This is a genomic window from Arthrobacter sp. sptzw32 (genome assembly GCF_059089735.1).
The window spans coordinates 533,452-548,803 of sequence record NZ_JBNHEZ010000002.1 but is presented as its reverse complement, the minus strand read 5'-3'; the positions used below and the strand labels follow the sequence as shown (position 1 = coordinate 548,803).

Sequence of the window (15,352 nt, the reverse complement as noted above, 5' to 3'; positions counted from 1 at the left end):
GGGCTGACTATGATCAAACGATGACATCTTCGAGCTACTTCCGTTACCCGCACCTGCACGGCGATCTGGTCACTTTTGTGGCCGAGGACGACGTGTGGATTGCGCCTCTGGGCGGCGGCCGCGCCTGGCGTGTCTCCTCGCTCCAGCTTCCGGCCCGCAACCCCCGCTTCACCCCGGACGGACAGCGGCTGGTGTGGACGGTGGTACAGGGAACGGCGCCGGAAGTTGTCTCTGCGGCGGTGGACGGCGGCGACTACCGGCAGCTCACGTACTTTGGCCACAGCACCACCAAGGTCAAAGGCTTTACCGCGAACGGCTCCGTGGTGGTCACCAGCGCCTTCCGCCAGGCTGAGAGCCGGCACACGCACGCCTACAGTGTCCCCCTTGAGGGCGGCTGGGCGGAGGAAATGCCGTTCGGGCCGGTGGAGTCCGTTGCCTTTGGTCCCGAAGTGGGGGATGAGCGCCCGGTAGTGGTGGGCAGCGTGCTCTCCCGCGAGCCGGCCTGGTGGAAGCGCTACCGTGGAGGCACAGCTGGAAAGCTTTGGCTGGACAATGACGGCAACGGCGAATTTGAACGGCTGCTGCCGGAGCTTGACGGAAACCTTGCCGATCCCATGTGGGTGGATGGCCGGATCGCGTTCCTGTCCGACCATGAGGGTTACGGCAACCTGTACTCCGTCCTCCCGAACGGCAAGGACCTGCGCAGGCACACGGACCACGAGGACTTCTATGTCCGCCATGCCGCCAGCGACGGCAAGCGCATCATTTTCGAATCCGCCGGTGAGCTCTGGATGCTTTCCGGTTTGGAAGCTGACGCGGAGCGGCTGGACATCCTCCTGGGGTCCGCTTCCCAGTCGCGGCGCCCCACACTGCTCAACACCCCCAAGCATCTTGGCGCTGCGGTCCCGGATGCCACCGGGGCCGCCAGTGCCATCGAAGCGCACGGCACCATCCACTGGCTGCGGCACAAGGACGGGCCGTCCCGCATCATCGAAGCTTCGCCGGGCGTCCGCGCCCGGCTACCCAGGCCACTGCGCAACGGGCGGTTGGCCTACGTGGCGGATCACGACGGCGTAGAGGCGCTGTACATCAAGGACGTCGCCGGACCGGTACCCGGGACGGCCGCCTCAGCCGCCCTGGGGACGTCCGTGCCGCCTGTCGGAGACCCCGGCAGCGACTCCCCTTCAACGCCGGGCAAGGCCGAGGCCGAGGCAGCCTTGCCCCAGCCCGTTCCGGCCGCCGGGGCTGCCGTCCTGGCAGGAGCCGGTCCGGCTCCTGCAGCCAGGGACGACCAGCAGGCAGACGTCGCCCCCGGGAACGCACCCACAGCCGCCGCAGCGCCGGATCCGGCAGCAGCAACCCGCATCGCCTTCCCCCGCCCCACCCGCACCAGCTCGCTGGAGGCGAGCCCGGACGGCAGCTGGCTTGCCCTGGGCACGTCCTTCGGCGAGGTATACACGGCCAACACCCGGACCGGAGAACTGGCACTCGTGGCCAGCATTGGGGAGGGCACCATCTCTGACCTGGCCTGGTCGGCGGATTCGCAATGGCTGGTCTGGTCCGAACCGGTTACCTCCTTCGGTTCCCGCAGCCGGCTCCGGCTGGCAAAGGTGACCGATTCCAAGGCCGACCCGGTGGACGTCACCGATGGCCGCTTCTGCGACACGTCACCGGCCTTCACCCCTGACGGCAAGTTCCTGGCTTTCCTCTCCAACCGCAGCTTCGACCCCGTGTACGACGGACACTCCTTTGACCTGTCCTTCCCGAGCCCCATCAAGCCTTACCTCGTGGCACTGGCCGCCGACACGCCGTCGCCCTTTGGTCCTTCCGTGGACCAGGACGCGATGGACGAGGCAGATACCGGCGACGGGGAACCGAAGCAGGACGCATCGTCAGCGGCCGCGGAAGTCAAGGTGGACGCGGACGGGCTCGCCCACCGGGTTATCGGTGTTCCCGTGCCCCAGGGCAACTACACGTCCCTCAAGGCAGCCGACGGCGCACTGCTGTGGCTCGACTGGGCACTGGCCGGCGTCACCGGTGACGGCAAAGCCAGCCAGGAAGACAAGGATGCCCGTCCCAGCCTTGCCCGGTTCGACCTCGCCCGGCGGAAGCAGTCCACCCTGGTGGAGTCCCTGGACAGCTTCCGGCTCTCCGGTGACCGGACGAAGGTTGTGCTGATCTCGGACAAGAAGGTCAGTGTTGTCCCGGCCGACAAGAAGGCTGACGAGGACTCGGGCGAGCTGGTCAAGGTTGACCTCGGCCGGGTCCGGGTGATGATGGACCCGCTCAGCGTCTGGGGCCAGGCCTTCGACGAGGCATGGCGGCTGCAGCGAGATTTCTTCTGGACCGAAGACATGGCAGGGCAGGACTGGGAGTCCATCCACAAGCGCTACCGTCCACTGGTGGACCGCCTTGGCTCCCATGACGACCTGGTGGACCTGCTGTGGGAACTTCACGGCGAACTGGGAACCTCCCACGCGTACGTCCGGCCCGCACCGGTCACGGAAAACGGCAGCCATGGACAGGGCCGCCTCGGGGCCGACCTCGCGCTCACGCCCGCCGGCTGGGAAATCACCCGCATTCTCGCCGGCGAATCCTCGGACCCCCTGGCCACCTCGCCCCTGACACGTCCGGGCGTCGGCGCAAAAGCCGGCGACATCCTGCTGGCCATCGACGGCGTTCCTCTCTCCGGAACCGTAACCCCTGCCATGCAGCTGGTGGGCGCGGCGGGCCGGGCCGTGGAGCTGACGCTCCTCAACGGTGCAGCACACGCCGGAGGCACCGGCAGGCAGCGCCGCGTGGCCGTCGTACCCGTCAAGGACGAGGAACGCCTGCGGTACCAGGAATGGGTTGCCTCCAACCGGCGGACCGTCCGGGAGGCCTCCGGCGGCAGCTTCGGCTACCTGCACATCCCGGACATGATGGCCAACGGCTGGGCCCAGCTCCACCGCGACCTCGACACCGAAACAGCGTTGGACGGGCTCATCGTGGACGTGCGGCGGAACCGCGGCGGCCACACCTCGCAGCTGGTGGCCGAACTGATCGGGCGCAAGGTCACCGGCTGGAGCATGCCGCGGGGCGAAAAGCCCCGCACGTATCCGCACCACGCGCCGCGCGGGCCGGTCATTATCCTTGCCGACGAATTTGCCGGATCCGACGGCGACATCATCACCCAGGTCTCCAAGTTGCGGGGCATCGGACCCGTGATCGGAACGCGCACCTGGGGCGGCGTGGTGGGCATCGACAACAGGTTCGCCCTCGCCGACGGCACGGGTGTCACCCAGCCGCGCTACGCCACGTGGTTCGGCGGCGGTGTGGGCTGGAGCGTCGAAAACTACGGCGTCGACCCCGACATCGAGGTCACCTACCCGCCGCACGCCTACGCCGCCGGGCGGGATCCGCAGCTTGAATACGGCATTGGGGCGCTGAAGGAGATGATTCAGGAGCTTCCCACCGACCGCCCGCCTGCCCGGGAGGGGTACCGCCGGTTGCGTCCCGCGCCGCTTCCGGCGCGCCAACAGGGGTAGCCGGCGGCCCGCAAACAACAAAGGGCCCTGCCTGGCCGGAGAACTCCGGCCAGGCAGGGCCATATTTCTTGTCCGAAGAGGCCGGATCAGGACTCCAGGGTGGCGTCCATGGTGATGTCGATGCTGGCGAGGGCACCGGAAACCGGGCAGCCCACCTTGGCTTCGCCGGCGATCTTCTGGAATTCGTCTTCAGAAATACCCGGCACTGTGGCGGAGACGGTCAGGTGGCTGCCGGTGATGCCGGTGCCCGGCACGAACGTCACGTCCGCCTTGGTACGTACTTCCTCCGGGGTGTGGCCGGCCTTGGCCAGCTCGTTGCTGAAAGCCATGGAGAAGCAGGCAGCGTGCGCTGCCGCGATCAGCTCTTCCGGGCTGGTCTTGCCGTTGGCCGCCTCGGTACGCGCCTTCCATGTGACGTCGAACGTTCCCAGGCCTGAGGTGGCGAGGCTGGTGCTTCCGGCACCCTCCGTCAGGTTGCCGTTCCATACTGCATTTGCTGAACGTGTTGCTGCCATGTCCACTCCTCAAGGTTGTTTCGAACCGGGGTCAGGCCGGTGCCCGCCCCGCCGTTTCCCATCCTAGGGACTTCACGGGAAGCGTGCACCCGCTGTCCGCTTCTGGTGGATTATGACCCCATGGCGCAAGACGACGGCGGCGGCGCCCCCCAAAGGGGAGCGCCGCCGTCGTGAGGCCGCGACTTGGGGTAATTACTGCCAGATGGTGGCGATGGCGATGTTCAGGAGCCCGAGGCCGCCCACACTGTGCGCCAGGCCCTTGCTGATGTCCTCGCCTGCCTTGTACTTCCGGCGGCCGATGAAGGCAAGGACGCCGACGGCAAGGGCGATGGCGAACTTGATGCCGAGCTTGACGTAGTTGGCGTCCATGTCCAGGGCCGGGATCAGGCCCATCAGGGCTACGCCGGTGAGGAGCTGGAGCATGGCGCCGTCAAACTGGCGCGGGTGGACGGTGGGCTTTTTCATCTGGCCGATCCAGATGCCGACGATCATGGCGGCGCCAATGATGTGCAGGAAGACCACGGTGTTATAAACGATGTTCATGGGACCAGTGTACCCAGTCCTTCTACGGCTTGTAGTAGTTCAGCATCGGGGGGTGGGCGCACGTGCGTTAACCGGCGACGGCCGTGCAGGCCTTGCGGTGGTTTCCCACCGCTGCCCGCACCGCCGTCGTGCGTTGTGACGCGTTACAGCCCGAGGTCCGCTTCGAAGGCGCCTTCCTCAAGGCGTGCCTTCAGCGTCTGGAGGAAACGGCCCGCATCGGCGCCGTCCACCAGGCGGTGGTCGTACGTCAGGGACAGGTACATCATGGAGCGGATGGCGATTGAATCGTCACCGTTCTCATCGGCCACAACCACGGCGCGCTTGACGATGGCGCCGGTTCCCAGGATGCCCACCTGCGGCTGGTTGATGATGGGAGTGTCGAACAGGGCGCCCACCGAACCGATGTTGGTGATGCTGAAGGTACCGCCGGACAGCTCGTCCGGGCCGATCTTGCCATCACGGGTGCGGCCCGCAACGTCGGCAATCTTGGCAGCCAGTCCGGCCAGGTTCAGGTTGCCCGCGTCGGAGATAACCGGGACCAGCAGGCCCTTGTCGGTGTCGACGGCGATGGCCAGGTGCTCAGCGTTGTGGTACGTGATTTCCTGCTTGCCCTCGTCGTAGGCAGCGTTGAGCTTGGGGTGCTGCTTGAGCGCCTCAGCCACAGCCTTGGCGATGAACGGGAGGAAGGTCAGCTTGACGCCGTTCTGGGCCTGGAACGAGTTCTTAGCCTTGAGGCGCAGCTTGGCGACCTTGGTCATGTCCACTTCATGCACCTGGGTCAGCTGGGTGGAGACCTCGAGGGACTCGCGCATGCGCCGGGCGATGACCTGGCGGATGCGGGGAGCCTTCTGCGTGGTGCCGCGCAGGGAAGAAACAGCGGCGTTGGAAGCGGCCGGGGCTGACGCGGCCGGCGCGGCTGCGGGGGCTGCGGCGGGCGCGGACTTGGCTTCGGCGGCAGCGATGACGTCCTGCTTGCGGATGCGTCCGCCTACTCCTGTGCCTGACAGTGATGCGATGTCCACGCCGTGCTGGTTGGCCAGCTTGCGGACCAGGGGAGTGACATAGCCGGACTCGGATCCACCGTTGGCTGGTGCGGCCTCGGTTGCGGCCGGGGCCGCAGCGGGGGCGGGAGCAGCCTGCGGTGCCGGTGCAGCCTTGGGTGCTTCCGGAGCCGGTGCAGCCTGAGGTGCCGGTGCCGGTGCGGGGGCGGGTGCTTCAGCCTTGGGGGCTTCCTGGACCGGTGCCTCGGTGGAGGGTGCTTCTGCCGGGGCAGCAGCTGCACCTGAACCGATGACAGCCAGGACGGAGCCGACTTCCGCTGTTTCGTCTTCGTTGACGCGGATTTCCTGGAGAGTTCCAGCCACCGGCGACGGGATTTCGGTGTCAACCTTGTCCGTGGAGACTTCCAGGAGCGGCTCGTCAACCTCCACGGAGTCGCCCACGGCCTTCAGCCAGCGGGTGACGGTGCCTTCGGTGACGCTTTCGCCCAGCGCCGGAAGGGTAACTTCATGTCCTTCGCCGCCGCTGGCCGGTGCCTCAGGTGCAGGGGCCGGTGCTGCTGCGGGAGCTTCTGCAGCGGGTGCTGCTGCGGGGGCTTCTTCCGCGGGAGCTGCAGCGGGTGCTGCTGCGGGGGCTTCTTCGGCGGGGGCGCCGCCGCCGGAGCCGTCACCGATGCGGACCAGGGGAGCGCCGACCTCGGCGGTCTCGTCCTCGGCAACCAGGATTTCCTCAATCACGCCAGCGACAGGAGAGGGGATTTCAGTGTCTACTTTGTCGGTGGATACTTCGAGCAGCGGCTCGTCCACCTCTACCCGGTCACCTACCTGCTTGAGCCAGCGGGTGACGGTTCCTTCGGTGACGCTCTCACCGAGGGCGGGCAAGTTAACGGATTCAGACATGTCGTCCCCGTTCTCCTTATTGATCTTTAGTGCGGATGATTGCTGCCTTGTTGGCCAGCCTAATGCACCCGGCATTTCGTGCCGGGTGCACCAGGCCCTTTGGTGCTGGGGGGAGACTAGCCGTGAAGCGGCTTGCCAGCGAGTGCCAGGTGGGCTTCGCCCAGGGCCTCGTTCTGGGTGGGGTGGGCGTGCACCAGCTGGGCAACATCCTCCGGGTAGGCTTCCCAGTTCACGATCAGCTGGGCCTCGCCAACCTGCTCGCCCATGCGGGCGCCGATCATGTGGACGCCCACCACGGGGCCGTCCTTTTGGCGGACCAGCTTGACCAGCCCTGAGGTGCCCAGGATGGAGCTCTTGCCGTTGCCGGCCAGGTTGTACTCCTGGGTCTGTACCTGGTCCTCGCCGAACTTCTCCTTGGCGGCCTTTTCGGTGTAGCCGACGGTGGCGATTTCGGGATCGGAGTAGGTGACCTTGGGGATATTGATGTCCTCGACGATCACGGGCTTCAGGCCGGCGATCTCCTCGGCCACGAAGATGCCCTGCTGGTAGCCGCGGTGGGCCAGTTGGACGCCGGGGACAATGTCGCCCACAGCGTAGACGTTGCCGACGCCCGTGTGGAGGCGCTCGTTGGTGATGACGAAGCCGCGGTCGATGGTGATGCCGGCTTCCTCGTAGCCCAGGTTGGCCGTGACGGGGCCGCGGCCGACGGCGACGAGCAGCAGGTCGGCTTCGAACGTTTTGCCGTCCACCAAGGTGACCTTCACGCCGTCGCTGTTCTGCTCGACGCCCTGGAAGAACACGCCGGTGGAGAACTTGATGCCGCGCTTCTTGAAGGCTCGCTCGAAGTTCTTGACGATGGTGGCGTCCTCGTTGGGAACCAGTGAGGGCAGGCCCTCCACGATGGTGACGTCCACGCCGAAGGACTTCCAGACGGAAGCGAACTCGACGCCGATAACCCCGCCGCCCAGGATGATGACGCTCTTGGGAATGGAGTCCATGGTCAGGGCCTGGTCGGAGGTGATGACCTTGCCGCCGATTTCCAGTCCCGGAAGGGTGCGCGAGTACGAGCCGGTGGCCAGGACGATGTTCCGGCCCTTGTACGCGGTCCCGTTCACGACGATGGTGTCGGTGCCCTGGAGCTTGCCTTCACCTTCGATGACGGTGATGCCCTTGGACTTAATCAGGCCCTGGAGGCCTTTGAACTTGCCGGCGATGATGCCGTCTTTGTAGGCGTTGACGGCGGTGATGTCGATGCCGTCGAGGGTGACGTTCACGCCGTATTTGGCGGAGTCACGGGCGTGGTCGGCGAGTTCTGCAGAGTGCAGCAGCGCCTTGGTGGGAATGCAGCCATTGTGGAGGCAGGTGCCGCCCAGCTTTGCCTTCTCCACGAGGCCGACGGTAAGGCCAAGCTGTACGGCCCGCAGTGCGGCGGCGTACCCGCCGCTGCCGCCGCCGAGTACCAGGATGTCGAATTCTTGCGCAGTTGCCTGATCGGCCACTTAAACGCTCCCTCGCGTGAACGATGACGCGTTCTGCGCGCATCATCTGGTCTTGGAACTTACACTGCCGTGATTATGCCAGCAGGCCTGTTCTCTTGCATTTGTGACTACCGTGGTTCACCTTAGCGAACCACCTATCCATGCTCCACCTTGGCGCCGCGTTTGTGGAGCGCTTGTGTCCAGAGTCACGCGGTACTGCGGTGCAGGGAACAAACCCGCACCGCAGTACCGCGCAGCCTCTGCGCGCGGACACCTGTGTCAGGCCGCCGCGGCCAGGATGTCCTCTACATAGGCCACCAGGGTCCGCACGGTGCAGCCCGTGCCCTGCTTATGGGTGTAGCCATAGGGGCTTCCGTTGTTAAAGGAAGGCCCGGCAATGTCGATGTGGGCCCAGGGGATCTGCTCCCCGTCCTTGCCCTTACCCACGAACTCACGCAGGAAAACCGCAGCCGTCATCATGCCGCCGTGGCGTTCGCCAATGTTGGCAAGGTCTGCTACCTGGGAGTCGATGCTGGGGCGCAGTTCCTCGGGAAGCGGCATGGGCCACACGAGTTCGCCGGCCCGGTCCGCTGCGGCCTTGAGCGGACCGGTCACGCTGTCGGAGCCCATGACGCCTGCGGTGCGGTTGCCCAGTGCGATCAGCTGTGCACCGGTGAGGGTGGCGACGTCGATGATGGCGTCCGGGTACTCGCGGCTGGCTGCGACGATGCCGTCCGCCATGACCAGCCGGCCCTCAGCATCGGTGTTCAGGACCTCAACGGTCTTGCCGCCGAACATCGTGAGGACGTCAGCCGGACGGGACGCTGCACCGGAGGGCATGTTTTCGGCGATGCAGAGCCAGGCAGTCGCCTTGACCGGCAGGCCAAGCCCGGCGAGGGCCAGGACAGTATTAAGGACGACGGCGGCACCGGCCATGTCGCTCTTCATGTCGCCCATGCCAAGGGCCGGCTTGATGGAAATGCCCCCGGTGTCGAAGGTGATGCCCTTGCCGACGAGCGCAATCTTCGACGTCGGCCTGGCGGGGGAGTACTCCACCTTGACCAGCCGCGGCTGGCGGGCGGAGCCCTTGCCCACGCCCATGATGCCGCCGAAGCCTTCCTTCTCCAGCCGCTTCTCGTCCCAGACGGTGACCTTAACGGGCAGGCCCTTGGCCAGCTCCTTCGCAGCTTCGGCGAAGGTTTCGGGATAGAGGTGGCTGGGCGGCTGGTTCACGAGTGAACGGGTGGCGTTGACGGCCTTGCCGATCAACCGGGCACGCTTCAGTGCCGCACCGGTTTCGGCGTGGTCGGCGAGCTCCGTGAAAATGACCGCATTCCGGACCGGATCCTTCAGGCCGTCCTTCGACGACCGGAACTCGGTGAAGGAGTAGGCGCCGAGGGCGGCACCCTCGGCGAGGGCCGCGACGTCGGCAACGGACGCCGTCGGAAGGGCCAGGACAACCGTTGCGAGGCCGGCGAGTTGGCGGACGGCGGAACCTGCTGCGCGGCGCAGTGCCTCACCGGTGAGGGGCTCTGCTGCGGAGACCTTGCCGGTGCCGGCGAGGACCAGGATCCCGGCGCCGGTTTCGGGCAGGCCGGGAAGGCGGACGATCTGGTCGGCGGCGCCCGTGACGCCCAGGGACTTAAGGGAGCCGGCAAGGGCCTCCGCGGACTTGGCGGTGAGGGGGTTATCCAGGAGGACCGGCCCGTCAGTGCCCTTACCCACACCTATGACCACTGCGTCACTGGGGCTCTTCTTCAGGTCCCTTGAGAGGGTACTAAGGTTGATTTCAGTATTCTTGACCACAGGGATCAGTCCTCAATTCTCGAGAGATGTTCGGGCAGGAATGCATGTTCGGCGCTCTGCCATGGATGCCCGGATGCAATCGTTCGGGACGCAGTCCGGGTGTCTGCAGGCCCGTTTGGCAGGCCAGTTCCGATCGTAGCCCGTCCCCGCCCGGGCCGGTGTATTTCCTGAGAGGTGCGCCACAGGCGCAGCAGGAATGTGCGGCTCTCCTGCGGCGTTGTAGAAGGTAACCACCCGCACCTATGAAAGGAACATGCCGTGCTTGAACGGATTTCCGGCTCCCTGCTGGACCCCGATGCGCTTTATGCAAGCAACATCGGGCTGTTCCACAGCCCGGCGCTCCGTGGGCTGAACCTGGTGATGGGTTTCACCGGGTTCGCCGACGCCGGTCACGTGGTAAGGCAGATCAACGCGGAACTGCTTGACACGCTCGACGCCGAACCGGTTGCAGTTTTCGACGCCGACCAGCTGATTGACTACCGGTCGCGGAGGCCGCACCTGACGTTCGTCGAGGACCACCTTCAGGACTACCAGGAGCCCCGGCTCGCCCTCTACCGGCTGAAGGACGGCCTGGGCAATCCCTTCCTTCTGCTCGCGGGCTTTGAGCCCGACCTGCAGTGGGAGCGGTTTGCCCGCGCGGTGGTGGGCATCGTTGAGAAGCTGGACGTCAACCTGGTCACCTGGATCCACTCCATTCCCATGCCGGTACCGCATACGCGTCCAGTGGGCGTGACAGTGCACGGCAACCGGCCGGAACTGATCGAAGGCATCTCCGTGTGGAAGCCCACCGTGGAAGTGCCCGCAGCTGTTGGACACATCCTGGAGCTCCGCCTTGTAGAGGCAGGCCGGAACGTGGCAGGTTACGTCATTCACGTCCCGCACTACCTGGCCGAGGCGGAATACCCCACCGCCGCCGTCGCAGGCCTTGAATATCTCGGTGCGGCCACGTCACTGATGCTGCCCTCGGACAGGCTCCGCGAAGCCGGCCGTGAAGTCAGCCGCCAGATCGCCGAGCAGATAGACGCCTCAGAAGAAGTCCAGCAGGTGGTGGCCCGCCTGGAGACCCGGTACGACGAAAAGGCCGAAGGCACGGTCCGCCGCTCCCTTCTTGCGGACGAGAACGACGAGCTGCCCAATGCGGATGTCCTCGGTGCTGCCGTAGAGGCCTACCTCGCACGCGAGAACCCCGGCCAGTAACAACACTGCCGATTCCCCGGCCGGCAGCCGGATCACGCTGCTGCCGGGCGGCAAGGGCAGTCCGGGCATAATGAGATGGTGACTGCACCCCGCGCCTGGCTGATCTGGACCATTGGCATCTTCGGGTACCTGGTGGCCGTCACCCAGCGCACGTCCTTTGGGGTGGTGGGCCTTGAGGCCACGGAGCGGTTCCACGCCAGTGCCTCCGCCATCTCCTTCTTTACGGTCCTTCAGCTGCTGGTCTATGCCGGGCTTCAGATTCCCGTGGGCCTTTTGGTGGACCGGTTCGGTTCCCGGGCCATGATCGCCGGCGGTGCCGTGCTGATGGGCCTGGGCCAGCTCCAGCTGGCCTTTGCCGACAGTATTCCGGGCGGAGTGGCCGGGAGGGTGCTCGTAGGTGCCGGGGACGCGATGACATTCATCTCGGTGATTCGCCTGATTCCACTCTGGTTTGCGCCCGCCCGGGTCCCGCTCGTGACCCAGCTGACGGGTATGTCCGGCCAGCTGGGCCAACTGTTCAGTGTCATCCCGTTTGCCTTCGTCCTGCACGCCGCCGGTTGGACCCCGGCGTTCCTGATGCTGGCAGGGATGTCAGGACTCGCCGTTGTCCTGGTTCTGCTGCTCCTGCAGGACGTGCCGGCCGGTACGCAGCGGCCGCAGGCCCAGCAGGGGCTGAAGGCGACAGGAGCCTCCCTCGCCCGCGCCTGGCGCCAGCCCGGGACGAGGCTGGGGTTATGGAGCCACTTCACCATCCAGTTCAGCGGCACCGTATTTGCAATGACGTGGGGATACCCGTTCCTGCTGTCCGGGCAGGGCCTCGATGCCGGAACGGTTGCCGCCCTCATGGCCCTGTACGTTGCCACCGCCATGGCAGTGGGGCCGTTCATTGGCCGTTTCGTTTCCCGCCACCCGCTGCGGCGTTCAACCATGGTCCTGCTGATCGCCGGTGCCACCGCCGGAGCCTGGGCCGCAGTCCTGGTGACACCCGGGCGCTCGCCGCTGTGGCTGCTGACCGGCCTGGTGGTGGTGCTCGCGATCGGCGGGCCCGGCTCCATGATCGGCTTCGACTTCGCCCGCACCTTCAACCCGGCACACCGGATTGGAACCGCTACGGGCATCGTTAATGTGGGCGGGTTCTTTGCCGCGCTGATAGCCATCTTCCTGATTGGCCTCGTGCTGGACGTGCTACATGCCAGCGGGTTCTCCAACGGTGTCCTGTATGGGCTGGACCCGTTCCGGATCGCACTGAGTGTCCAGTTCCTGCTGCTTGGTTTCGGAGCTGCCGCCACCCTGGTCTGCCGCCGCAAGGTCCGGCGGCAGATGGCAGCCCAGGGCGTGGTGGTTCCGCCCCTGCGCAGCGCGCTCGCCCGCCAGCGCCGGGAAAGCCTTGCCCGGCGGAGCAGGGCGGCGGCTTCAGAGGACTGACTGGTCCTCCACAGCGCCGGACCCGCCGGGTGTATCCACATACCAACGGGCAGTGCTTTCGAGGGGTGCTCCGGCGGCGAATGCTGGAGCCATGACACTCCCAGAACGCCTGACAATCCGCGGCCCGGAAGACATCCTGGGTTTCATTCCGCACTCGCTGGGATACTGGCCGGCGGAGAGCCTCGTGGCCATGACGCTGCACGGCAAAAGGCTGGGAGCCACACTGCGGCTGGATCTTCCCGGGCGGGATGTCCTTGCTGATCCGGCCGTCTTTGCCCGGACAGTTTGCGGGTATCTTGCAGCAGACGAAGATGCGGACGGGACCCTGCTGGCCTTTTACACCAACAACGGCTGGCTGGTGGGGCCGGACCGCTACCAGGCACTGCTCGAGAGCCTTGAAGCAGCCCTGGGTGAAGCCGGGATGCCCGTCAGGGACGCCTGGAACGTCGGTGACCAGTACTGGCGGCACGTCCACTGCACCGGACCAGCCTGCTGTCCCTTGCCGGGGCGTTCCGTCCATGAAATTAAGGACAGCCTGCTGAACACAGAGATGGTGTTCCGGGGAAGCAGCGTGGGACCGGCCCCCGGGCACCGGCAGGCGGCCAGCCCTGTTCCGGAACTCCACCGTGCCGCTGTGCTGAAGGCGGAAGCCACGTGGTCGGCCCAACTGGATCTCCGGCGGCACAGCAGGGCGCAGTTCGCCGCGGTGCTGGGCCAGTGGGAGCTGATGCTCGCCAGGCCGGTTGGGGACCTGCAACGGCGGTCGGTACACCGGGACGCTTTCCTGCGGGCAACGCTCCTGGTGCCCGCCTGGCGGGACGCTGTCCTGGTCATGGCAGCGGCCGGGAAAGCAGCGGCAGCAGCCGGGGCCGAAGAATTTGGAATCTTCAGCGAGGACGCCCGGCTTGGTCCGCTGGAACCTGCGGAAGAAGCCGGTGCAGAAGAAGCGCCAACAGCTGCGGAGGCGCCTGGTTCCGGATCCTTCTCCGCAGCCGGCCTCTGCAGTGGAGCCCTGGCCGCCTCCGGCCGCCAGGCGGGAATTCCTGGTTACGGGGACGTCCTGATGGGGCACGAGCCTGCAGTTCCCCTCTGGCCCAGCCTCGACGCCCTTGATCACGTCCTGGAGCACCTGGCTGTGCTCGGTGGACCGCCGTCAGCGGCTGCCCTGACGGGGAGGGGCTGGATTGCCTGGTGCCGCGGACGCGGCTCCTACTCGGCCTCGTACTTGGGGGAGGCGCTCGAAGCCGAGCCCGGCTACCGGCTGGCAGAGCTGCTGCTCGAGATGGTCCGCCGGGGTACGCTGTGCGGCTGGGCCGCGCGGAAGGAGGCTGCCTGGCAGAAGTTCGGCCCCGACGCGGCATGAAGTGACGGCGGCAGGAACAGCGGGTTGGGCTTTATTTGGCGAAATCGTGAGACAATGGAGGTCGAGACCCGGTTGGGTCCGTGTATCAGGTGCTCGCAGCGAACCCTTACGGGAACATTGCGGCCGCTCCGGCAGTTCTATTTATGGACTCTGCCGGCCGTGGTGGCGCTTGGTTTTCACCACGGACTTGACAGGGTCATAGTGGTGTTGCCCGTATGGCGATTCCACAGACCACCGCTAGAAAGGTTTTCTGTGACCCCGTCTTCCACGAAGAAGGACCCCGCCGCCCAGGACGAACTGTCCGCTGAGCAGAAGCAGGCGGCAACAAACGCCAAGCGGGCCGCCACTCGGGCAGCCAACAAGGCTTCGGCCGCTGAAGCTGGTGCGGACGGCAAGCGCGAGCCCAAAAAGCGCGGGCCCAAGCCCGGCGCGAAGGCTGCTGCTGAGGCCGCCGGAAAATCTGCCGGTGCCGACGCCGATGAAGTCGAGGAAGTTGAGGAAGACCTCGACGACATCGTCCTTGAAGGACCTGACGTTGTCGAGGAGGACGCCGAGGCCGACCCCGTCAAGGGAGCAGCCGGCTCGGGCAAGGGCTTTGTCTACTCCGACGCTGATGACGACGACGCACCTGTCCAGCAGGTCATGTCCGCCGGAGCCACTGCCGACCCCGTCAAGGACTACCTGAAGCAGATCGGTAAGGTAGCGCTGCTCAACGCCGAGCAGGAAGTGGACCTTGCGCTCCGGATCGAAGCCGGACTGTTCGCCGAAGAAAAGATCGCCGCTAACGACGGCTCCATGGACCCGAAGTACAAGCGCGAGCTTGAATTCATCATCCACGACGGCAAGCGTGCCAAGAACCACCTGCTGGAAGCCAACCTCCGCCTTGTGGTCTCGCTCGCCAAGCGCTACACCGGCCGCGGCATGCTGTTCCTGGACCTCATCCAGGAAGGCAACCTGGGCCTGATCCGTGCGGTCGAGAAGTTCGATTACACCAAGGGCTTCAAGTTCTCCACGTACGCCACCTGGTGGATCCGCCAGGCGATCACCCGTGCCATGGCGGACCAGGCACGCACCATCCGTATTCCGGTGCACATGGTGGAAGTCATCAACAAGCTGGCCCGCGTCCAACGCCAGATGCTGCAGGACCTCGGCCGCGAACCCACGCCTGAGGAGCTTGCCCTCGAACTGGATATGACCCCTGAAAAGGTCGTGGAAGTCCAGAAGTACGGCCGGGAGCCCATCTCGCTCCACACGCCGCTTGGCGAAGACGGCGACTCCGAATTCGGCGACTTGATCGAGGACTCCGAGGCTGTGGTTCCGGCTGACGCCGTGAGCTTTACCCTCCTGCAGGAACAGCTTCACTCCGTGCTGGATACACTCTCCGAGCGCGAGGCCGGCGTGGTGGCCATGCGGTTCGGCCTGACCGACGGACAGCCGAAGACTTTAGACGAAATCGGCAAGGTCTACGGAGTCACGCGTGAGCGGATCCGGCAGATTGAATCCAAGACCATGTCCAAGCTCCGCCACCCCTCACGTTCGCAGGTGCTGCGGGATTACCTGGACTAAAGCAGAACACAAAAAGCGGCCCGCCGGCTGCCGC

General features: G+C 66.0%; 10 protein-coding genes. 5 read left to right on the top strand and 5 right to left on the bottom strand.

All coding sequences use genetic code 11. From position 1 onward, the window contains the following. The first annotated feature begins 20 nt into the window (after positions 1 to 20). Positions 21 to 3,527 (top strand): S41 family peptidase, encoded by a 3,507-nt coding sequence (locus AC5RVN_RS06075; protein WP_494137364.1) that lies wholly within the window; start codon positions 21 to 23, stop codon positions 3,525 to 3,527. A gap of 86 nt (positions 3,528 to 3,613) precedes the next feature. Here AC5RVN_RS06075 and AC5RVN_RS06070 read toward each other — a convergent pair whose 3' ends face one another. The 5 genes from AC5RVN_RS06070 to AC5RVN_RS06050 form a co-directional block, all read right to left on the bottom strand. Next, positions 3,614 to 4,042 carry an OsmC family protein gene (locus AC5RVN_RS06070; RefSeq protein WP_494039461.1) on the bottom strand — a complete coding sequence of 143 codons (429 nt, stop codon included), beginning with the start codon at positions 4,040 to 4,042 and terminating at the stop codon, positions 3,614 to 3,616. Between the two features lie 192 nt (positions 4,043 to 4,234). Then, entirely contained in the window at positions 4,235 to 4,585 is a 351-nt protein-coding gene (locus AC5RVN_RS06065; RefSeq protein WP_494137363.1) for a hypothetical protein, read from the bottom strand. Positions 4,586 to 4,728: 143 nt separating this feature from the next. Continuing rightward, entirely contained in the window at positions 4,729 to 6,483 is a 1,755-nt protein-coding gene (gene sucB, locus AC5RVN_RS06060; protein WP_494137362.1) for a 2-oxoglutarate dehydrogenase, E2 component, dihydrolipoamide succinyltransferase, read from the bottom strand. 116 nt (positions 6,484 to 6,599) lie between these two features. Continuing rightward, complete coding sequence (lpdA, locus tag AC5RVN_RS06055) at positions 6,600 to 7,982, bottom strand: dihydrolipoyl dehydrogenase (RefSeq protein WP_494039464.1); 1,383 nt, start codon at positions 7,980 to 7,982, stop codon at positions 6,600 to 6,602. A gap of 258 nt (positions 7,983 to 8,240) precedes the next feature. Continuing rightward, positions 8,241 to 9,767, bottom strand: a complete 1,527-nt coding sequence (locus AC5RVN_RS06050; RefSeq protein WP_494039465.1) for a leucyl aminopeptidase — start codon at positions 9,765 to 9,767, stop codon at positions 8,241 to 8,243. A gap of 258 nt (positions 9,768 to 10,025) precedes the next feature. Here AC5RVN_RS06050 and AC5RVN_RS06045 point away from each other — a divergent pair, with 258 nt between their 5' ends. The 4 genes from AC5RVN_RS06045 (at position 10,026) to AC5RVN_RS06030 (ending at position 15,318) form a co-directional block, all read left to right on the top strand. Then, positions 10,026 to 10,964, top strand: a complete 939-nt coding sequence (locus tag AC5RVN_RS06045) for a proteasome assembly chaperone family protein (protein ID WP_494039466.1) — start codon at positions 10,026 to 10,028, stop codon at positions 10,962 to 10,964. 78 nt (positions 10,965 to 11,042) lie between these two features. Then, the gene (locus AC5RVN_RS06040) at positions 11,043 to 12,389 is read left to right on the top strand and encodes an MFS transporter (RefSeq protein ID WP_494137361.1); all 1,347 of its coding nucleotides are present in this window, start codon (positions 11,043 to 11,045) and stop codon (positions 12,387 to 12,389) included. Between the two features lie 91 nt (positions 12,390 to 12,480). After that, positions 12,481 to 13,752 (top strand): DUF4192 domain-containing protein, encoded by a 1,272-nt coding sequence (locus tag AC5RVN_RS06035; protein ID WP_494137360.1) that lies wholly within the window; start codon positions 12,481 to 12,483, stop codon positions 13,750 to 13,752. A 252-nt stretch (positions 13,753 to 14,004) separates the two neighbouring features. Beyond that, the gene (locus tag AC5RVN_RS06030; protein ID WP_494137359.1) at positions 14,005 to 15,318 is read left to right on the top strand and encodes an RNA polymerase sigma factor; all 1,314 of its coding nucleotides are present in this window, start codon (positions 14,005 to 14,007) and stop codon (positions 15,316 to 15,318) included. The last annotated feature ends 34 nt before the right edge of the window (positions 15,319 to 15,352 follow it).

Bases quoted from the DNA above. Each gene is read 5' to 3' on its own strand.
- AC5RVN_RS06070 (WP_494039461.1), bottom strand. From the start codon at position 4,042: ATGGCAGCAACACGTTCAGCAAATGCAGTATGGAACGGCAACCTGACG.
- sucB (WP_494137362.1), bottom strand. From the start codon at position 6,483: ATGTCTGAATCCGTTAACTTGCCCGCCCTCGGTGAGAGCGTCACCGAA.
- AC5RVN_RS06035 (WP_494137360.1), top strand. From the start codon at position 12,481: ATGACACTCCCAGAACGCCTGACAATCCGCGGCCCGGAAGACATCCTG.
- AC5RVN_RS06075 (WP_494137364.1), top strand. From the start codon at position 21: ATGACATCTTCGAGCTACTTCCGTTACCCGCACCTGCACGGCGATCTG.
- AC5RVN_RS06065 (WP_494137363.1), bottom strand. From the start codon at position 4,585: ATGAACATCGTTTATAACACCGTGGTCTTCCTGCACATCATTGGCGCC.